The organism is Pseudomonas sp. Gutcm_11s (assembly GCF_028649395.1).
Lineage (GTDB): Bacteria > Pseudomonadota > Gammaproteobacteria > Pseudomonadales > Pseudomonadaceae > Aquipseudomonas.
In genome coordinates this window covers 752796-772299 of sequence record NZ_JAQSUW010000014.1, presented here as the reverse complement: position 1 = coordinate 772299, position 19504 = coordinate 752796, and the positions used below count along the sequence as shown (strand labels likewise).

Sequence of the window (19504 nt, the reverse complement as noted above, 5' to 3'; positions counted from 1 at the left end):
ACTAGTCTGCGTCCAACGAATGTTTGGCGGAGACCCCGATGAGCCAGTGGCGCAATATCAGCCTGTGGATGGACCAGCTCGACGAGCCGCTGCAGGCCCGCCCGAGCCTGCAGGGCGAGCTGCAGGCCGACGTGGTGATCATCGGCGCCGGCTACACCGGCCTGTGGACCGCCTATTACCTCAAGCGCCAGGCGCCGCAGCTGCGCGTCGTGGTGCTCGAGGCGCAGATCGCCGGCTTCGGTGCCTCCGGCCGCAACGGCGGCTGGCTGATGGGCAACATGCTCGGCGAGGACCGCCTGCTCGCGGGCCTGTCGCCGAGCGAGCGACGTGCTTCCTTCGACCTGCTGCACGGCATTCCCGACGAGGTGGCGACCGTCACCGAGCGCGAGGGCATTGCCTGCGACCTGCGCAAGGGCGGGGTGATCTACTGCGCCGCGCGCTACCCCGAGCAGCTGGAGCGCCTGCGCGAATACCACGAGGACCTGCGCCGGCAGGGCCTGGGCGATGACGACTACCGCTGGCTGCAGCCCAACGAACTGGCTGAACAGCTGCGCGTGAAGGGCGCCTATGGCGCGCTGTACAGCCCGCACTGCGCGACCATCCAGCCGGCGCGCCTGGCGCGTGGCCTGGCCGAGTGCGTCGAGCGCCTGGGCGTGGAGCTCTACGAGCAGAGCCGGGTGATCGACTGGCAGCCGGGCCTGGTGCGCACCGAGCACGGCAGCGTGCGCGCCGACTGGGTGGTGCCGGCCGTGGAGGGCTATGCCGCCGAGCTGCCACCGCTGGGCAACAATCAATTGCCGGTGCAGAGCCTGATCGTCGCCACCGAGCCGCTGCCGGCCGATGTCTGGGCCGAGATCGGCCTGGAGCGTGGCCAGGCGTTCAGCGAGAACAGCCGCCAGGTCACTTACGGTCAGCGTTCCAGCGACGACCGCCTGATCTTCGGCGCGCGCGGCGGCTACCGCTTCGGCGGGCGCCTGCGCAGCGACTTCAACCTGACCGATGAAGAGCGTGGCCTGCGTCGCTACCTGATGGGCGAGCTGTTCCCGCAGCTGCGCAACGTGCGCCTGACTCACGCCTGGGGCGGTAACCTCGGCATGGCGCGCCGCTTCCACCCGCACATGCTGCGCGACAACACCAGCCGCATCGCCCTGTCCGGCGGCTACGGCGGCGAGGGCGTAGGCGCCAGCAACCTCGGCGGGCGCACCCTGGCCGACCTGATCCTCGGCCGCGACAGCGAGCTGGTGCGCCAGCCCTGGGTGCTGGCGGACAGCCGCATCGACCAGCTGCGCCGCTGGGAGCCCGAGCCGTGCCGCTGGCTCGGCTACAACGCGATCATCCGCAGCTTCGTCCATGAGGACGAAGTCCTGGCCAACCCGCACAGCCCGGCCTGGCGCCGGCGCATGGCGGAGAAGCTGGCCGCCGGCATGGAAAGCCTGATGACCTGGAGGGTCGGCTGAGGCCGGCCCGAGCCCACCACGAGAGCAGACGCATGAACATCACCCACTTCAAGAACACCCAGGCCCTGGTACTGGACGAGTCCAACCCGGTGGCCGTGCCGCTGAGCGAGCCGGCTGCCGTTACCTCGACCACCTCGGTCGAGCGCAGCGATGGCGTCGAGACCGGCGTCTGGGAGTGCACCCCGGGCCGCTGGCGCCGGCAGATCGTGCACCAGGAGTTCTGCCACTTCATCGCCGGGCGCTGCACCTTCACCCCGGACGGTGGCGAGCCGATGGAAATCAAGGCCGGCGACGCGCTGATGATGCCGGCCAACACCACCGGCATCTGGGACATACAAGAAACGGTCCGCAAGACCTACGTACTGATCTACTGATCGAAAGCTCCTTCACACATATCTGCCTACAAGAACAATCAACGAGGTAAAGCATGCTGAAGAAACTCATCCCGCTGATGCTGATCGCATCGGCCAGCCAGGCCGCCGATGGCGTGCGTATCTACAACTGGACCGACTACATCGCGCCGGACACCCTGAAGAACTTCGAGAAGGCCAGCGGCCAGAAGGCCCACTACGACGTCTACGACAGCAACGAGACCCTCGATGCCAAGCTGATGGCCGGCCGCTCCGGCTACGACGTGGTATTCCCCTCCAACCACTTCATGGCGCGGCAGATCCAGGGTGGCGCGCTCAAGCAGCTCGACCGCAGCAAGCTGCCTGGCTGGAGTAACCTCAACCCGGTGCTGATGAAGGCGCTGGAGACCAACGATCCGGGCAACCAGCACGGCTTCCCTTACCTGTGGGGCACCACCGGCATCGGCTACAACGTCGACAAGGTCAAGGCCGTGCTCGGCGAGGGCGTGACGGTGGACTCCTGGGATCTGATCTTCAAGCCCGAGAACATGGCCAAACTGGCCCAGTGTGGCGTGGCCATCCTCGACAACGGCCCGGAAATGCTGCCGATCGCCCTGCACCAGCTGGGCCTGCCGCACCACAGCCAGAACCTCGACGACTACAAGAAAGCCGAGGCGCTGCTGATGGAGATGCGCAAGAACGTCAGCTACTTCCACTCGTCCAAGTACGTCGGCGACCTGGCCAACGGCGACATCTGCGTGGCGGTCGGTTTCTCCGGCGACATCATGCAGGCTGCCGGGCGTGCTGCCGAAGCCGGCAACGGCGTGAAGATCGAGTACGTGATTCCCAAGGAAGGCGCGCCGATGTGGTTCGACATGGTCACCATGCCGAACGATGCGCCCAACGAGGCCGCCGGTTACGCCTTCATGAACTACCTGCTGCAGCCGGAAGTCATGGCCACCATCAGCAACCACGTGCACTACGCCAACGGCAACCAGAAGGCCGATGGCCTGGTCGACCCGGCGCTCAAGGCCGACAACAAGGTCTATCCGCCGGAAGAGGTGATGACCAAGCTGTACGCCCTGGAAGCCATGCCGCTGAAGATCGACCGCGTGCGCACCCGCATCTGGACCAAGGTCAAGAGCGGTACCTGATCACCGCCCGCTGCACGAAAAGCCCTGGCCTTGGCCGGGGCTTTTTCATGGGCGGCAGTCATCTCCAGGCAGACCGAGCTGCACCAGCACGGGCAGATGGTCGGAGCCCAGGTCCGGGCCGCGCTCGCTGCTCAGCAGCCGCCAGTGCCGCGATGCCAGCACATGGTCGATGGGAATCCCCAGCACGCCGGCGCCCAGGCTCGGCCAGGTTGGTGCCAGGCCACTGGCGCGGCGCCAGCCGAGTGCGTCGAGCCCGGCGAAGGCGCTGGACCAGGGCGTAGCATTGAGATCGCCGGCGAGCAGGGCGGGGCCGTCACCGCTGGCCCGCAGCAGCTCGCGCAACTGCCTGTCGCGGCTGCTGTGGTCGTCCGGCGACAGCGGCGGCATCGGGTGGAAGGCGCTCAGCGCAATGCTGCATCCTGCCAGCTGCAGGCGGGCGCGCAGATGGGGGATGCCGCGCTCGTCCTGGCCGATCTGCGGATGGTCGAGCGGCAGGCTCGACAGCAGGGCGATGCCGAACGGCGAACTGTCGGCGTGAACCAGGCGATACGGATATCCGGGCAGCGTCTGCAGCGCCTGAGCGTAGCGCGGGGAAACCTCCAGCAAGACCACCACCTCGGGCCTGGCCTGCGCCAGCCAGTCACGCAACGGCCCGACATCGCGACTGCTCAGGTGCACGTTGGCGCTGGCTACTGTCAGCGGCGTGGCGTCGTCGCCACTCGGTAATACCGGGCTGGCGGTCAGCCAGGGCAGCGGCGCCGCCAGCAGGGCGAACAGCCAGCGCCGTTCGCGCCAGGCTGCGGTCAGTGCGGTGATGATCAGGCCGGCGAGAAACAGCCATTGCCAATGGCTGGCCAGGTCCAGCAACCAGGGCAGGGTGCCGTGGCTGCCGGTCAGCGGCTTGACGAGCAGCGGCAACAGCAGGCCGAAGAGGCTGCACAGGGCGAGGAACCAGAGGTCGTAGCGGGGCGAGTGCATGGGCTTGGGCCGCAGCGGCAGGTGCGCGGAGCATGGGCCGCCGCGCGCCTGCCGTGCAAGCTCAGCCCCGCAGTCGCTCGACTATCTCGGCAGAGGGCGGGCGTTGCAGGGTATCGGCCTGCTGGCAGTCGGCCGCGAGGCTCAGCAGGTGCGCCGCTGGCGCCTCGCAGCGCTGCAGCAGCTCTTCCAGCAGGATGCCGAAGGCGCGGCTCTCCAGGCGCTGCAGGGCGGCGCCTTGGGCGCTGTTGGGGGCGAAGAAGGACGCGGCGCCGAAGTCGCTCAGGCGGCAGTCACGCCCGGCCACCAGCAGGTTGTGGGCGTACAGGTCGCCATGCAGGATGCCGCGTTCATGCAGGTGCGCCAGCGCGCCGGCCACGCCATTGGCCAGGGCCAGTACCTGCTCGGAATCGAAGCGTTGCTCCGGGCCGTAGCAGTCGCGGGTGCAGCTGGCCAGCGAGGGCGGCCCGGCCAGCACGCTGAAGCGCGGATCGAGCAGTTCCAGCAGCAGGCCGTCTGGCTGGCCGGGTTGCTGTTGCAGCGGCCCGATCACCGGCAGCAGCTGTGGATGGCGGCCGGCGGACAGGCACGCAGCCATCTCGCTGTGGGGCAGGCCGTCGCTGGTCATCTGCCCCTTGAACAGCTTCACCGCCACCTCGCGCTCGCTCCAGCGCGCTCGGTGGATCAGGCCGCTGGCACCCTGGCCGAGCAGCTCACCCACCTCCAGCTGGGAACGGGGGATAGGCGCTTGCGGATGGCTGGCCAGCGCGGCGGCCTCCGCGCGGTCGCTGCCGGGGTTGCCGGCATAGGCCAGCCAGGCCAGGCGCGGCAGTTCTAGCAGCCAGTCGGGCAGGGTCTCGAGGCGGTTGGCGGCGATGCGCAGCAGCTCCAGCTGGTGCAGGCCGGCCATGCTTTGCGGCAATGCGCTGAGGCGATTGCCGGCCAGCATCAGCTTCTGCAGGCGCGGGCGCTCGCCCAGCTCGCTTGGCAGGTTCTCGATGCGATTGTCGGTGAGGATCAGCCAGCGCAGCCGGGCCGGCAGCGCTGCTGCAGGAACCCCGCACAGCTGGTTGGACTTGAAACCGACCATCTCCAGTTGCGGGCAGTCGCCGAGCGACTCCGGCAGGGTTTCGAACGGGTTGTCCGAGCAGAACAGCACCTTCAGGCGGTGCAGGCGTGACAGGTCGTGGGGCAGGGCGCGCAGGCGGTTGCCGCTGAGGTTGAGCACCTCCAGGCTGTCGGCTAGGCCGAAGATCTCGTCGGGGAACTCGCCGAGGTCGGCGGCCAGGTCCAGGCGCTGGATGCCGGCCAGTTCGCCGCGGCGCAGTTGTTCGAGGGTATGCATGAGGTCGCGTTGCCGGTTGCGGGGCGGCGAGGTTAGCACGTGGCTCAGGGCAGGCCGAGGCTGGTGAGGAAGGCGTCGACTTCGGCGGTGTAGGCGGGCTCGGCGCCGAGCTGCTGGTTGATCGCACGGTGCGAGAGGTCCTTGCGCAGCACGCTGACGCGCACGCCGAGGCCGCCGGCCTTGGCGGCATAGGCGTCGGCCTGGGGGCAGGAGTCGTCGCGGCGGGTCGAGCAGACGGCCAGCAGTGGTCTGGCGCCGGCGCGCAGCACCAGCAGGGGCGAGGCTGCCTGCCAAGCGGCGGTGTCGCTGCCGAAGGCCTGGTCGTAAAGCGGATAGTGGCGGGCATGCATGATCGTCGGCACGTCGAAGGCGGCGCTGTCCAATGCCACGGTCCCCAGCCATAGCGGCTTGGCGCCCGCTGCCAGGCTGCTGTCGCTGTTCAGCAGGCTGACCAGATGGGCGCCGGCCGAGTGCCCCATCAGCACCATGCGCGCCGGGTCGCCACCCCAGCCGGCGGCTTGCTGCTGCACGGTGGCGATGGCCCTGGCCACGTCGCCGGCCTGCTGCAGGGGATCGGCGTCCGGGATCAGCCGGTAATTGGTGGAAACCAGCACGTAGCCCTTGCGCAGCCAGTGCGCGGCCTTGTTTTCCACCACCGCGGCCATGGCCTTGTCGCCGGTGTGCCAGCCGCCACCGTGGACCATGAACAGTATCGGCGCGTGCTTCGCCGCAGGCGGCAGGTAGAGGTCGAAGCGCTGACGCGGGTGCTCGCCATAGACCTGTTCGCGCAGCACCCGGCTGCCGGCTGGCAGTTCGCCGTCGAACCGCTGCTGGGCACGCTCCTCGCGGCGCTCCTGCAGTTTCTCGCGCAGGGTGCCTGCCTGGGTCAGCAGGGGCAGGGCCAGCAGGAACAGCAGGCCGAGGGCTCTGGGCATGGCGGTGACTCCGCAGGGGCGATGCAACGCATGCTAGCGCAGTGACCGGTGCGGATCAGTGGCCGAGTTGGCGCGCCTCGATCAGGCCGCTGGCGCGAGCGCGCAGCTGGCCGCAGCCACCGTCGACATCCTGGCCGGCGCTGTTGCGTACCTTGGTCAGCACGCCGCGGCTGTGCAGGTAGCGCACGATCTGCACGATGCGCGCGCCGTCCGGGCGCTGGTAGTCGTCGCCTTCCAGGCTGTTGAAGGGAATCAGGTTGAGCACCGCGTACTTGCCTTTGAACAGGCGCAGGATCTCGTCCAGCTCGTCCTGGCCGTCGTTGATGCCCTTGAGCAGGGTCCACTGGTACTGGATCGGGTAGCCGACCGTGCGGGCGTAGGCCTCGCCCAGTTCCATCAACTCGGCGGGGGCGATTTTCGGTGCCTTGGGCAGCAGGTGTTCGCGCAGCTCCGCCTTGGTGGTGTGCAGCGACAACGCCAGGGCTGGCTTGACCCGCTGCTGCGGCAGGCGCTCGAACACCCGCGGGTCGCCGACGGTGGAAAACACCAGGTTCTTGTGGCCAATGCCGCCGTCGGTGCCGAGCAGGTCGATGGCCTCGAGCACGTTGTCCAGGTTGTGCGCCGGCTCGCCCATGCCCATGAACACCACTTTGTTCACCGACCGGCGGCGGCGCGCCAGCACCACCTGGGCGGCGATCTCGGCGCTGCTGACCTGGCGCAGCAGGCCGCTCTTGCCGGTCATGCAGAAACGGCAGGCCACCGCGCAACCGACCTGGGACGACACGCACAGGCCACCGCGCGGCAGCAGCACGCTCTCTACCATCTGGCCATCGGCCAGGCTCACCAGCAGGCGCGATGAGCCATCCGCACCGGGATGCTCCGAGTGCACGCTGGCCAGGCCCTCGAGCTCAGCGCTCAGTTGCGGCAGGCCGTTGCGCACGGACATGGGCAGGAAGTGCTCGGTGTGCTGGCGCTTGGTGCCGGTATCCAGCGGCTTGCCCTGCAGCCAGGCGCGAACCACCCGGCCGCTGTGGGCGGGCAGGGCACCGAGGTCGGTGAGGCGCTGATGGATGTCGGAGATACGCATGGGGCGCGCATGCTACCACCGGGCCCTGGTGGCGCGTAGGGCTGGCCGTCAGGGCTCGAGGTGCAGGGCCAGCCAGACCGAGTCCAGCGAACATTCAGCGACCCGGTGCCGGCAGTGCGCCTGGATCAGCAGGGCGTCGCCGGCGGCCAGTTGCAGGTCGCCATCCGCGAACTGCAGGCGAGCGCTGCCGCGCAGCAACGCGACCCACTCGTCTCCCGGTTGGTCGTACCAGAAGCCCTCGGGGCTGGCCTGGCCGTGGGAAACGATCTGCTCGAGCAACAGGCCGTCCCGTTGCAGCAGGGGCAGGAAACTCTCCTGCGCCTGGGCATCGGGGCGGGCCTGCAGCAGCCTGGTCAGCTCCGGTGGCACGGGGTCACTGCGGCACGACGTTGATGGCGACAGCCGTAGTCACGCGCAGTACCACCTGGCGGCCGAGGTACTCGTTCTTCATTTCAACGTCGGGGCGGACCTTGATGGTGCGCTCGCTGCCGTCGGCCAGGCGCAGGGTGGCGGTGCGCAGGGTGGTGTCCATGCCCTTGACCCAGGCGGTGATTTCCACAGTATCCGCGGCCAGCATGCCCGGCTTGTCGCCCAGCGGTGCGGTGGCCAGCATGCCGGCGCCGCCGTCCTCGGCCGGCTCGCCCGGCTGGCGCAGGTAGACGATGCGCTCCTGGGTGATCACCGCCCGGACCCGGTCGCCGACCTTCAGCTGGTCGAAGTTGTGCATCTGCTCCGGCGCACGCAGGGTCTTGCTGTTGCCCAGGTCGTCCTTGAGGGTGAAGGTGCGCTTGCCGGTGTCCACGGCGCTGACCGTAGCGCTCAGCTCCTCGGTCTCCTGCACGGCGCCGCCCGGCACGCCCTCGGCGTAGGCGTCGGTGCGGCTGTAGTCGGTGGCCAGTTCATCTTCGCCATGGCTCTGGCAGCCGAGCAGCAGGGTCGCGGCCAGGGACAGCGAGAAAATGCGGGTTGCACTCATGGGGTAGCTCCTTGCGTCATGGGTTCTGCGGTTCGGTGTTGCGGATCTCGTAGACGGCGTCGTCCGGGCGCACGGGCCGGAGGTGGATCAGGTAGCTGGGGCCGGGGCTGCCGAGGGTCATTTCGCTCAGGTTGAAGCGGATATCGAGCTTGAGGTACTTGATCTCACCGGGGGCGACTTTGACGACCTGCTTGATGTCACGGGGTTCCCACTTGGCCTGGCGGGTCAGTCCGGTGATACGGATGTCGTGGCGGCCGGCCGGCAGTTCGATGCGCCGGTAGGAGTTGAATTGCAGGGTGCCGACGCTCTGTTCGTCGATCAGCACGTCCGGATAGGAGAAGCGCAGTGGCTGGCGGCCGGGGTTGTCCGCCTCGGGGCGGTACAGGTAGATCACCGCCTGGTCCGCGCTGCTCGGCGGTATCGCCTCGAAGTAGCCGGGGCCGGCGCAGCCGCCGAGCAGGAGCAGGGTGGTGAGCAGGATGAGCGATCGGCGCATGGCAGCTCCTTCTTGGCGGCGGACTCAGAGCAGCGTAGCAGCGAGGTGGCAGTCCATCGTTCGGGGCCATGAAAAGTGTGCACTCGTGCTATCGTCGCGCTCCGCTTTTTCCAGCTCCGGTTCCAGCCCATGAAATTCATCCACCAGCGCGAGTACCTCAACGAGGGCGACACGGTCGTCATCCACTGCTCGCAGCCCTGCAACATCCGCCTGATGAACGATGCGAACTTCCGCAGTTTCAAGAACGGCGGCCGCCATACCTACCACGGTGGCGCGTTCGACCGCTTCCCGGCGCGTATCAAGGTGCCCAGTGATGGCTTCTGGAATGTCACCCTGGATACCGTGACCCGCCGCGCTGTGAGCGTGACGCGCAAGCCGCAGATGGACTACACGATCAAGTTCCTGCGCAGCTCCGGCAGCTGATTCACTAGCCGTTGCGTTGTGCTGCGTGGCCCATGCGGTACTGGTTGTCGCCGCTGCGCTTGGCTTCGTACATGGCCTGGTCCGCGGTGTGGATCAGCCGGTCCATGTTCTGCGCATGCTCGGGGAACAGGGCGATGCCCAGGCTAATGCCGATATGCTGCGGGCCGCTGTCCAGCGGCACCGGCGGGCTCAGTGCGGCGAGCAGCTTGGCGGCGATGTTCGGGCCCTCGTCATCGGGTGAACGGCCGGGCGACAGCCCCTCCAGCACGGCGACGAACTCGTCGCCACCCAGACGGGCCACGCTGTCCGAGCCGCGTAGCGCCTCGCGCAGGCGGTTGGCCATGGCTATCAGCACCTGATCGCCGGCGCGGTGGCCGTGCTGGTCGTTGATCGCCTTGAAGCCATTGAGGTCGATGAACACCAGGGCCACGCGCGAATCACTGCGACGGGCACGTTCCAGTGCGTTGCCCAGGCGCTCCTCGAACACCAGGCGATTGGGCAGGCCGGTCAGCGCGTCGTGATGGGCCAGGCGATGCATCTGGCTGGCCCAGGCTTTCTCCTCGGTGATGTCGCGCACCACGCCCATCATCTTCACTGGCGTCCCGCCGTCATCCTTGATCACGTTGCCGGTCTCGCGCAGCCAGTGCACGCTGCCGTCCGGCCAGATCACCCGGTACTCCTCGTCGTGGTTCTCGCCGGTCTCGATGCAGCGCAGCTCGCCGGCGCGCACGTGCTCGCGGTCGTCGGGGTGCACGCTCTGGCAGAACAGTTCGTAGCTCGGCGTGACCGCGCCGAGCTGGTGGCCGAACATGGCGTAGATGGCCTCGGACCAGTACAGGCGGTTGGTGTCGATGTCCCAGTCCCAGGTGCCGATGCGAGCGAAGTACTGGCTGCGCTGGAAGCGCTCGGCATCGCTCTGGTCGGGGCGCAGCAGCAGGTGGTTGCCGATGCGGCTCAGCTGCAGGGCGCGCTGCAGGCCGTCGCCGCCCCTGGCCAGCACCTTGGCTTGTACCTGTACCGGTTCCGGCAGCCAGCGCTCCAGCGCCTGGCCGCGCAGGTCCTGCCCGGCGCAGCCCAGCAGCTCGGCGGCGGCTGCATTGTGTTGGCGGATTCGCTCGTTGCCATCCAGTTGCAGCACGCCCTGTTCCAGCTGCTGCAACAGCTCACCCAGCTGGTGCAGTTGCCGCTGGCGGCGCAGCAGCAGGCCGAGCAGCACCAACGAGGGCAGGGCGCAGACGAGTATCAGCAACAGGAGAAGCAAGGCGCGAGCATCCATTTCGTCGGCTTGGGTGTTCGCATTATGCACGGCGAATATGTGAAGTTCGCCACGCATTTGTATCGGCTTCGTCTGATCGCCGACCACAACTAGGGGAAACATCGGCACGTGCGCCGGGGTCACAACTCTGTGAACCGAAAAAGGAGCATCCGCATGCTGAAGTTTCTCGGAGGTACCGTCGGCATCATCTTCATCATCGGCCTGATCGTGGTGATCGGCCTGTTTCAGCTGATTTTCTGACGCGCAAAACAAAAGCCCCGCTGCCTGGCAGCGGGGCTTTTTTACGTGCGGCTCACAGGCGCCGCTTGTTCTTCTGATGCTGCTCGCAGGTCATGAAGCCCTTGCCCTCGACCCTGCCGTTGGCATCGAAGGTCACGTAGTAGGGCTGTTCCTTGCCCTCTTCATTGAGGATGTAGTTGTTGCAGGTGCCGGGGGTGACCGTGTTCTGCACTTCGGACGAGGGCGGCCCGCCGACGGTCAGAACCTCTTCCTTGGTCATGCCGTCGCTGACTTGCTGGACCAGCGGCTGCTCGGCATAGGTGGCGTAGTCCACCGGGTTTTCCATGGTTGAACAGCCGCTGGCAACGGCGGCCAGCGCCAGTACTGCAAGAGTGTGCTTGTTCATCGTGTCGCTCCGTCGCATGAGCCTGACCGGCTCCCTGCAGATTTGGAGCGCTGCGCTTGCGGCGAAGTTCGAGGTTTTTCCATGCACACGGGCTAGAGGCTCTGGCTGACCCGCGGGTTGTGGCGAAAGCGTTAGCCAGCCGGCAGTTCCTGGTGTGCCGGCTCGCTTTTTCGCCGGCCTGCGAGCAAGCTCTGGCTTTCTTCAGCTGCCGTCACTACAGGAGTACGACCCATGAACAGGACTTCCCCGCTGACTATCGCCCTGGCGCTCGCCCTGGCTGCGCCGGGCGCATTTGCCGACGAAGCTGCGGCGACCGACCCGAGCACCATCAAGGACTCCGCCAAGGCGGCCGTGTCGACGGCGATCACCGCCGGCAAGAACCTGCTCGGCGGCGTGTCCGATGGCGTTACCGAGGGTCGTGTGGAGGCTCAGGGCGCGGATGGTTCTATCGTGGTTTCCAATCTGGAGCAGCTCGATGGCCAGGTCAGCGTGCAACTGCTCAAGGTCGAGACCGTCGAAGACGGCAACCTGAACGCGCTGCTGGGCTTCAAGAACACCACCGACAAGCCGCTGCGCCTGATCAACCTGCGCCAGACCGGCGCCTTGCTGGCCATCGACCAGGAAGGCTACTCCAGCGCGCCGCTGCCAGGCCTGCTCAACCCGGACGACGTGACCATTCCGGCGCTGACCGGCGTGCGGCAGAAGTTCGTCTTCGAAGGGCCGAGCGCGGAAGTGACCTCGATCCGCCTGTGGGGTCGCGATTTCGAGGTGAAGAAGTAACCTACTCCCTCACATGAAAAAGCCCGCGACAGCGGGCTTTTTTCTTTCCGCTGATGCCTCAGCGCTTGGCCACGGTCATGGCGATCAGCCGCGACACCACTAGCGCCAGATACATCACCCCGGCGAACTGCTCGATCATCACCAGCGAGCGCGCCACCGGCGTGAGCGGGATGATGTCGCCCAGGCCGACGCCGGACAGGGTGGTGAAACTGAGGAACAGCAGCTCCATCCAGGTACGCGCCGCCTCGGGCTCGATGGCCGCGGCGAAGCTGCCCGGCGCCAGCAGCTGGCAGAAGGTGAACAGGTGGGCGAAGGCCCAGGCCAGCAGGGTGAAGGTGGCGCCCACGGCGTACAGTTCATCGGTGCTGGCGTGCAGGTCGGCGCTCATGTAGGCGATCAGGCTGGCCGCCGCATAGAAGTAGAACGCCGCCTCGAGGATGGCGATCAGCGCCTCCAGCAGCGTGCTGGGACTGAGCATGTCGAGCAGGTTCAGGCCCACCACCAACAGCGCCAGCAGGCCGGCCACCCAGGTCTGCACCGGACTGCGCTTGACCACGTGCAGCGCCATGCCCAGCACCAGCAGGCCGAAGGCGCCGAACAGCGCGCGGCCGATCTGCGTGTCCTCCATCCAGGGGTAGAGCAGCACGCCGAGCAGCTGGATGAACAGCAGGCCGGCGGAGGGGTGGAGGCGGATATAGGTGATGGGCGACATGGCGTCCTGCGTGGTCGTTAGGTGGGGTGGGCAGTTGCTTGGATCAAACCAGTGTAGAGCCGGAGTCGAGCAGCCGGTGCAGCTGTTCGGCGACGCGCGCCTCGCGCTCGTGCCAGTCGCCGCCGATCTCGAGCCAGGTCTGCCCGTGGCGAGCCAGCCATTCCTTGCATTGCTGGTGGAAGCCCAGGCGATCGGCCAGCAGCGGCTGGCAGCGCTGGCCATCGTCTTCCCAGTCCACACCGTCGGGCGAGAGCAGCAGGTGCAGGTCGTAGTGGCGGTCCAGCAGTGCCGCCTCCAGCCAGCCCGGGCAGTCGCCGAACAGCGTCTGGCTCCACAGGATATTGCTGAGCAGGTGGGTGTCGAGAATCAGCAGCTCGGGCGCCTGGGCGCGGGCGGCGTCTTCCCAGGCGAGCTGGACGCGGGCGATGGCGGGGATGTCCGCCAGGCTGGTGTCGCGCTGTTCCCGGTCGATGAAGTGGCGTACGTACTCGCCTACCACCAGGCCGCCGAAGCGGCGTTGCAGGCGCTCGGCGAGGAAGGTCTTGCCGCTCGATTCGGGGCCGGTGAGCACCACCACCTTCATGCCAGGCTGCTCCGCGCGGCGCGCCATTCGCGCAGACCGAGCATGGCCAGGGCGGTGAACACGCCGTACAGCCCGGCGGTCAGCCAGTATTCCTGGAAGGCGAAGAAGCCGACGTAGAGCACATCGATCACGATCCACAGCAGCCAGCATTGCCAGCGCTTGAGCGCCATCCACAGCTGGGCGAGCAGGCTGAAGGCGGTGAGCAGTGCGTCCGGCCAGGGATAGACCGCCTCAGTCAGGCGATCCATGGCCAGCCCCAGCGCCAGGCCGACCAACAGGGCTGCACCCAGACCTATCAATATCTCGCCACGGCCGGCGTCACTAACCGGCCGCCGGCCGTTGTCGTAGACGCCCTGGCGCCACTGCCACCAGCCATACAGCTGCATGGCGGCGAACACGCCGTGCAGCAGCACCAGCGAGAAGAGGCGGGCGTCGAAGAAGAACCAGGCATAGAGCAGCACCATAACCAGGCCGATGGGCCAGCACAGCGGGTTCTGCCGCACGGTCAACCAGACGGAGGTGATGCCGAGGGCGGCGGCGATGATTTCCAGTGGTGTCATTCGGGATGCTTGATGTTCAGGCCTGCAGGTCTACCAGCAGTTCGCACGGGATCATGCTGTTGTGGTCCCAGGTGTCCCGCTTGAACTGTCGGTGCACGGCATCGACTTCCAGCGTCGACTGCGCACCGATGGCCTCGGCACGGGCGATGTCGCCGCTGCGGATATAGGCCAGCAGGTAGTGCTCGCCCGCCAGCTGCACCTGAAACCAGGACTCGACCGCGATACCCTCGTTACGGATGGACTCGATGGCCTGCTCCTTGAGGCGCAGGATCTGCTCGCGCCAGTCGGCGACCAGGGTGGCGGTGTCGGGCTTGAGGCGGATCAGTACGGCTTTGGCGTCCACGGCTCTGGTCCATGCGTTGGGCCGCACAGGCTAGCGGAAAGCGCCGGGCTGTGCACCCAACGCTCCGGGCTCACGCGAGCAGTTGGTGTGCCAGTTGCTCGGCATGCTGGCGGAGTTCGGGAACGGCGGTGCTCTCCCAGTAGCGCGAACGCAGCATGGGGCTGAGCAGGTAAAGATTCTCCTGCGCCTGCCCTGCAGCGTTCTGCAAGCGGTAGTGGTCGTCGACCCTCAGGCCGATGCGGTTGTCGTCCTGGACCAGTTCTCCGCGTGCTTGCAGCGCCTTGAGCAGCGGCTCGTCGAGGCTGCGCAGGTCGTTGCAGGGACCGGTGCAGTTGATGACGTAGTCTATTTCCAGCACTTGCTCGGCGTGGCTGCCCCGCGGGCAGAGGTGCAGATGCAGCGCCGAGTTCGCCGTGCTGGTGGCTAGCAAGGTGCGTGCGGCCCTGACCTGAAGCATTCCCTGCTGGCGCATCTGCGTGATGCGGCTGGCGATGGCGGGAGCCGCGCGATGGCGGTGAATATCCCAGTAAGCCTGCAGGTGACAGAGGAAACGCCGCTGTTGCCGGCTATCCAGTGCCTGCCAGAGCGCTGGAGTGATTGGCCTGATGGCCGCTACCGCGTCGCGCCAGTCGAACCCGTCCGCTTCGGCGTTACGGGCGAATGCCCTGACCTGCGCCAGGAGCTGACGGATGCTGCCGGTTTTCATCAGCGTGTCGGGCAGCTCTGGCAGCAGCGGGTGATGGCTATTGTCGCGGTGGCCATGCGGTAGCAGCGCCCGGCGGGATATGGCCTGCAGCGGGGTGCAATGGCCTCGGTCGTGCAGTGTCAGGGCCACGTCATACATCGTCAGGCCGGAGCCAAGCAGCAGGACTCGCGCATCCTGCGGGATGCCATCGAGCGCACCGCCAAGCCATGGATCATTGATATAGCGTGGGTTGCCGAGCAACTGGCGCAGGGGCGGCGGGGTGGCCGGGCTGAAGTTGCCCGTTGCGATGACGACGCTGTCGCAGGTGACCAGGCGATCATCGTCCAGCCGGAGTTGAAAGCCTTCGTGCTCGCGGGCCAGATCGATCACATGGGCATGCACGTAATCGAAGCTGACCCCCGGCGAGCGTCTGGCAATGGCCTGATCAAGGCGGTTCTGCAAGTAGTCGCCATAAAGGCGGCGGGGCAGGAAGTCGCCGGGCTGCGCCGCAGGCAGCTCAGCCCGTGCGAAGTCGAGAAAGTCGCTGGGCCTGTCGGGGAACAGGCTCATGCGCTCGGCGGGCACGTTGAGGATATGACTGGCCGAGCGAGTGCCATAGGCCAGCCCACGTGCTAGGCGACCGGAGCGGTTGAACAGATGGATATGCAGGGGGCGATCTGCGCATTGCAGCAGCTGAATCGCCAGGGCCGTGCCGCAGAAGCCACTACCGATGATGCCGATTCGTTCCATGTGCGCCTGTCCCAATGAAAGTGTCGACGGTAGTGATGTTGGCTCGGCGAGACAAGGTATCTGGCGGGGTGTTTCAGTGGTAGTGACTAGGGGCCGCACCCGGTGAAGCAACGGAACAGGGCTAGGAAGCGCGTGGTATTGCCCTTACATGCAATGAGGCCCGCAATTGCGGGCCTCATTTCTGCAGTCTGCTCTTAGCTGTCGTAGCCGAGGTTCGGCGCCAGCCAGCGTTCGGTTACGGACAGTTCCTGGCCCTTGCGCTTGGTGTAGCACTCGACCTGGTCCTGATCGACCTTGCCCACGGCGAAGTACTGCGCCTCGGGGTGGGCGAAGTACCAGCCGGATACCGCGGCGGCCGGGAACATGGCGTAGTGCTCGGTGAGGAACACGCCGCTGCGGCCGGCCTGGTTGTAGTCGGCGGCCGGGTCGAGCAGTTTGAACAGGGTGGCCTTCTCGGTGTGATCCGGGCAGGCCGGGTAGCCTGGGGCGGGGCGGATGCCGGCGTACTGCTCGCGGATCAGCGCCTCGTTGTCCAGGGTCTCGTCCTTGGCGTAGCCCCAGTACTGCTTGCGCACGCGCTCGTGCAGCCACTCGGCGCAGGCCTCGGCCAGGCGGTCGGCGAGTGCCTTGACCATGATCGAGCTGTAGTCGTCGCCCTTGTCCTGATAGGCCTTGGCCACTTCCTCGGCACCGATGCCGGCGGTGGTGATGAAGCCGCCGACGTAGTCGGTCTTGCCGCTTTCCTTGGGCGCGACGAAGTCGGCCAGGGACAGGTTCGGCTTGCTGTCGGCCTTGATGTTCTGCTGGCGCAGGTGGTGCAGGGTGGCCAGCGGCTTGCCGTCGTCACCGTAGACTTCGATGTCGTCGTGGCGCACCTGGTTGGCCGGCCAGAAGCCGAACACGGCACGGGCCTTGATCAGCTTCTCGTCGATCAGCTTGTTGAGCATCGCCTGGGCGTCGTTGAACAGGCTGGTGGCGGCTTCGCCGACGATCTCGTCGGTGAGGATGCGTGGGTACTTTCCGGCCAGGTCCCAGGAGATGAAGAACGGCGTCCAGTCGATGTACTCGGCCAGTTCACGCAGGTCGATATCGTCCAGCACCTGCGTGCCGGTGAAGCTCGGCTTGGGCGCAACGTAGGTGGACCAGTCGAAGTCCAGCTTGTTGGCGATAGCCTCGGCATAGGGCAGGCGCTCGGTGCGCGAGGCGCGGGCGGCGGTGCGCTCGCGCACTACCACGTACTCCTCGCGGGTCTTCTTGACGAAGTCGGTCTTCAGCTCCTTGGACAGCAGCTGGGTGGCCACGCCCACGGCGCGCGAGGCGTCGGTAACGTAGATCACCGCATCGTTCTGGTACTTGGGCTCGATCTTCACCGCGGTGTGGGCCTTGGAGGTGGTGGCGCCACCGATCATCAGCGGCAGGGTGAAGCCCTGGCGCTGCATCTCCTTGGCGACGTGGACCATCTCGTCCAGCGACGGGGTGATCAGGCCGGACAGGCCGATGATGTCGCACTTCTCGGCAATCGCCGTCTGCAGGATCTTCTCCGCCGGCACCATCACGCCCAGATCGACGATGTCGTAGCCGTTGCAGCCGAGCACCACGCCGACGATGTTCTTGCCGATGTCGTGCACGTCGCCCTTCACGGTGGCCATGAGGATCTTGCCCTTGGCTTCCGGCTTGTCACCTTTCTCCGCTTCGATGAAGGGGATCAGGTGCGCCACGGCCTGCTTCATCACGCGGGCGGACTTGACCACCTGGGGCAGGAACATCTTGCCCGAGCCGAACAGGTCGCCGACCACGTTCATGCCGCTCATCAGCGGGCCTTCGATCACTTCGATGGGGCGCGCGCACTGTTGGCGGCACTCTTCAGTGTCTTCGACGATGAAGGCGGTGATGCCCTTGACCAGTGCGTGCTCCAGGCGCTTGCCGACCGGATAGCTACGCCATTCCTCGTCCTCGGCTTCCTTCACCGCGCCGCCGCCACGGTAGTTGTCGGCGATGGCCAGCAGGGCGTCGGTGCCGCCCGGTGTGCGGTTGAGCACCACGTCCTCGACCTTGTCGCGCAGCTCTTTGGGGATCTCGTCGTAGATCTCCAGCTGGCCGGCGTTGACGATGCCCATGGAGAGGCCGTTCTGGATCGCGTAGTAGAGGAAGACCGAGTGGATTGCCTCGCGCACCGGGTTGTTGCCGCGGAACGAGAACGACACGTTGGACACACCACCGGACGACAGCGCGTAGGGCAGCTCGTCACGGATGAAGGCGCAGGCCTCGATGAAGTCCACCGCGTAGTTGTTGTGTTCCTCGATGCCGGTGGCGACGGCGAAGATGTTCGGGTCGAAGATGATGTCTTCCGGCGGGAAGCCGACTTCGTTGACCAGGATGTCGTAGCTACGCTGGCAGATTTCCTTCTTGCGTGCAGCGGTGTCGGCCTGGCCGACCTCGTCGAAGGCCATCACCACCACGGCGGCGCCGTAGCGCTTACACAGCTTGGCGTGGTGCTTGAACTGCTCGACGCCTTCCTTCATGGAGATCGAGTTGACGATGCCCTTGCCCTGGATGCACTTGAGGCCGGCCTCGATCACTTCCCACTTGGAGGAGTCGATCATGATCGGCACGCGGGAGATGTCCGGCTCGGAGGCGATCAGGTTGAGGAAGCGCACCATGGCTGCCTGGGAGTCGAGCATCCCTTCGTCCATGTTGATGTCGATCACCTGGGCGCCGGCTTCCACCTGTTGCAGGGCGACTTCCAGGGCCTCGGTGTAGTTCTCCTCACGGATCAGGCGGGCGAACTTGGCCGAACCGGTGATGTTGGTGCGCTCGCCGACGTTCACGAACAGCGAGTTGCGGTCGATGGTGAACGGCTCGAGGCCCGACAGGCGGCAGGCCTTGGGGATATCCGGAATCACCCGCGGCTGGTACTTGGCCACGGCCTCGGCGATCGCCTTGATGTGCGGCGGGGTGGTGCCGCAGCAGCCGCCGATGATGTTGAGCAGGCCGCTTGCTGCGAACTCCTCGACCACCGCGGCCATCTGCGCCGGGGTCTCGTCGTATTCGCCGAAGGCGTTGGGCAGGCCGGCGTTGGGGTGGGCGGACACATGAGTGCCGGCCTTGGCCGACAGCTCGGCCAGGTACGGGCGCAGTTCCTTGGCACCGAGGGCGCAGTTCAGGCCTACGGAGATCGGCTTGGCATGGCTCACCGAGTTCCAGAAGGCCTCGGTGGTCTGGCCGGACAGGGTGCGGCCGGAGGCGTCGGTGATGGTGCCGGAGATCATGATCGGCAGCTCGACGTTGTCCTCGTCGAACACCTGCTGCACGGCGAAGATCGCCGCCTTGGCGTTGAGGGTGTCGAAGATGGTCTCGATCAGGATCAGGTCGGCGCCGCCCTCGATCAGGCCGCGGGTGGCCTCGACATAGTTCTCTACCAGCTCGTCGAAGGTGACGTTACGGAAGCCGGGGTCGTTGACGTCCGGGGAGATCGAGCAGGTGCGACTGGTTGGGCCGAGTACGCCGGCGACGAAGCGCGGGCGATCCGGGGTTTCCAGGGTCTTGGCATCGGCCACCTGGCGGGCGACGCGGGCGCCGGCCACGTTCAGCTCGTAGGCCAGGCCTTCCATGCCGTAGTCGGCCTGGGACACCTGGGTGGCGTTGAAGGTGTTGGTCTCGAGGATGTCGGCGCCGGCATCCAGGTAGGCCTTCTCGATCTCGGCAATCACATGCGGCTTGCTCAGCAGCAGCAGGTCGTTGTTGCCCTTCACGTCGCTCGGCCAGTCGGCGAAGCGCTCGCCGCGGTAGTCCTCTTCCTCCAGCTTGTAGCTCTGGATCATGGTGCCCATGCCGCCGTCGAGGATCAGGATGCGTTCTTTCAGGGCTTGCTGAAGGGCCTGGAGGCGGGCGCTGCGGTCGGACATGGAGACTACCTGGGTGAGCGGTATAGAAAGGCCGTGGATGATAGCAAAGCTGCATGGCTCTCAGACGCTTGCACGATCTGCATGAAA

21 protein-coding genes are annotated in these 19504 nt (G+C 66.6%); 6 read left to right on the top strand and 15 right to left on the bottom strand.

Annotated elements, in window-relative coordinates; genetic code table 11:
- Nucleotides 1-38 precede the first annotated feature (38 nt).
- The 3 genes from PTT45_RS14500 to PTT45_RS14490 are packed head-to-tail and all read left to right on the top strand — an operon-like array spanning nt 39 to nt 2961.
- A complete protein-coding gene (locus PTT45_RS14500) occupies nt 39-1457 on the top strand; it encodes an NAD(P)/FAD-dependent oxidoreductase (RefSeq protein WP_273814115.1) in 1419 nt (472 codons plus the stop codon).
- 32 nt (nt 1458-1489) lie between these two features.
- Nucleotides 1490-1831: a cupin domain-containing protein gene (locus tag PTT45_RS14495; protein WP_273814113.1), complete on the top strand. Its 342-nt coding sequence runs from the start codon at nt 1490-1492 to the stop codon at nt 1829-1831.
- A gap of 53 nt (nt 1832-1884) precedes the next feature.
- Complete coding sequence (locus tag PTT45_RS14490; protein WP_273814110.1) at nt 1885-2961, top strand: polyamine ABC transporter substrate-binding protein; 1077 nt, start codon at nt 1885-1887, stop codon at nt 2959-2961.
- Between the two features lie 45 nt (nt 2962-3006).
- Here the strand turns inward: PTT45_RS14490 and PTT45_RS14485 are convergent, their stop codons facing one another.
- The 7 genes from PTT45_RS14485 to PTT45_RS14455 form a co-directional block, all read right to left on the bottom strand.
- Nucleotides 3007-3939 (bottom strand): endonuclease/exonuclease/phosphatase family protein, encoded by a 933-nt coding sequence (locus PTT45_RS14485; protein ID WP_273814109.1) that lies wholly within the window; start codon nt 3937-3939, stop codon nt 3007-3009.
- Between the two features lie 61 nt (nt 3940-4000).
- Nucleotides 4001-5281, bottom strand: a complete 1281-nt coding sequence (locus tag PTT45_RS14480; protein ID WP_273814108.1) for a leucine-rich repeat-containing protein kinase family protein — start codon at nt 5279-5281, stop codon at nt 4001-4003.
- Between the two features lie 44 nt (nt 5282-5325).
- Complete coding sequence (locus PTT45_RS14475; protein WP_273814106.1) at nt 5326-6216, bottom strand: alpha/beta hydrolase; 891 nt, start codon at nt 6214-6216, stop codon at nt 5326-5328.
- A gap of 55 nt (nt 6217-6271) precedes the next feature.
- Nucleotides 6272-7303 (bottom strand): RNA methyltransferase, encoded by a 1032-nt coding sequence (locus PTT45_RS14470; protein WP_273814105.1) that lies wholly within the window; start codon nt 7301-7303, stop codon nt 6272-6274.
- A gap of 48 nt (nt 7304-7351) precedes the next feature.
- Nucleotides 7352-7672 (bottom strand): phosphoribosylaminoimidazole carboxylase, encoded by a 321-nt coding sequence (locus PTT45_RS14465; RefSeq protein ID WP_273814103.1) that lies wholly within the window; start codon nt 7670-7672, stop codon nt 7352-7354.
- Between the two features lie 4 nt (nt 7673-7676).
- Nucleotides 7677-8279, bottom strand: a complete 603-nt coding sequence (locus PTT45_RS14460) for a hypothetical protein (RefSeq protein ID WP_273814102.1) — start codon at nt 8277-8279, stop codon at nt 7677-7679.
- Between the two features lie 16 nt (nt 8280-8295).
- Nucleotides 8296-8775 (bottom strand): DUF2846 domain-containing protein, encoded by a 480-nt coding sequence (locus PTT45_RS14455; RefSeq protein ID WP_273814100.1) that lies wholly within the window; start codon nt 8773-8775, stop codon nt 8296-8298.
- 129 nt (nt 8776-8904) lie between these two features.
- Here PTT45_RS14455 and PTT45_RS14450 point away from each other — a divergent pair, with 129 nt between their 5' ends.
- Complete coding sequence (locus PTT45_RS14450) at nt 8905-9198, top strand: DUF1883 domain-containing protein (protein ID WP_043307773.1); 294 nt, start codon at nt 8905-8907, stop codon at nt 9196-9198.
- A 4-nt stretch (nt 9199-9202) separates the two neighbouring features.
- On the opposite strand, the gene PTT45_RS14445 is transcribed toward PTT45_RS14450, so the two are convergent.
- A complete protein-coding gene (locus PTT45_RS14445) occupies nt 9203-10459 on the bottom strand; it encodes a diguanylate cyclase domain-containing protein (protein WP_273814096.1) in 1257 nt (418 codons plus the stop codon).
- A 144-nt stretch (nt 10460-10603) separates the two neighbouring features.
- On the opposite strand from PTT45_RS14445, the gene PTT45_RS22395 reads away from it, so the two are divergent.
- Nucleotides 10604-10714, top strand: a complete 111-nt coding sequence (locus PTT45_RS22395) for a hypothetical protein (RefSeq protein WP_443218183.1) — start codon at nt 10604-10606, stop codon at nt 10712-10714.
- Nucleotides 10715-10766: 52 nt separating this feature from the next.
- Here the strand turns inward: PTT45_RS22395 and osmE are convergent, their stop codons facing one another.
- Nucleotides 10767-11099: an osmotically-inducible lipoprotein OsmE gene (osmE, locus tag PTT45_RS14440; RefSeq protein WP_273814094.1), complete on the bottom strand. Its 333-nt coding sequence runs from the start codon at nt 11097-11099 to the stop codon at nt 10767-10769.
- Between the two features lie 231 nt (nt 11100-11330).
- On the opposite strand from osmE, the gene PTT45_RS14435 reads away from it, so the two are divergent.
- On the top strand, nt 11331-11879 hold the full coding sequence (locus PTT45_RS14435) for a hypothetical protein (RefSeq protein ID WP_273814093.1): 549 nt from the start codon (nt 11331-11333) through the stop codon (nt 11877-11879).
- A gap of 58 nt (nt 11880-11937) precedes the next feature.
- Here PTT45_RS14435 and PTT45_RS14430 read toward each other — a convergent pair whose 3' ends face one another.
- From PTT45_RS14430 to metH, 6 genes are all read right to left on the bottom strand, one after another.
- The gene (locus PTT45_RS14430) at nt 11938-12591 is read right to left on the bottom strand and encodes a potassium channel family protein (protein WP_273814091.1); all 654 of its coding nucleotides are present in this window, start codon (nt 12589-12591) and stop codon (nt 11938-11940) included.
- Nucleotides 12592-12634: 43 nt separating this feature from the next.
- Complete coding sequence (locus tag PTT45_RS14425) at nt 12635-13174, bottom strand: AAA family ATPase (RefSeq protein ID WP_273814090.1); 540 nt, start codon at nt 13172-13174, stop codon at nt 12635-12637.
- Nucleotides 13171-13734 (bottom strand): nicotinamide riboside transporter PnuC, encoded by a 564-nt coding sequence (gene pnuC, locus PTT45_RS14420; protein ID WP_273814087.1) that lies wholly within the window; start codon nt 13732-13734, stop codon nt 13171-13173. The genes PTT45_RS14425 and pnuC overlap by 4 nt, the downstream gene beginning before the upstream one ends.
- 16 nt (nt 13735-13750) lie before the next feature.
- A complete protein-coding gene (locus tag PTT45_RS14415; protein WP_273814085.1) occupies nt 13751-14077 on the bottom strand; it encodes a DUF6176 family protein in 327 nt (108 codons plus the stop codon).
- A gap of 70 nt (nt 14078-14147) precedes the next feature.
- On the bottom strand, nt 14148-15512 hold the full coding sequence (locus PTT45_RS14410) for an FAD/NAD(P)-binding protein (protein WP_273814083.1): 1365 nt from the start codon (nt 15510-15512) through the stop codon (nt 14148-14150).
- A gap of 194 nt (nt 15513-15706) precedes the next feature.
- Entirely contained in the window at nt 15707-19417 is a 3711-nt protein-coding gene (metH, locus tag PTT45_RS14405) for a methionine synthase (protein ID WP_273814082.1), read from the bottom strand.
- Nucleotides 19418-19504 lie beyond the last annotated feature (87 nt).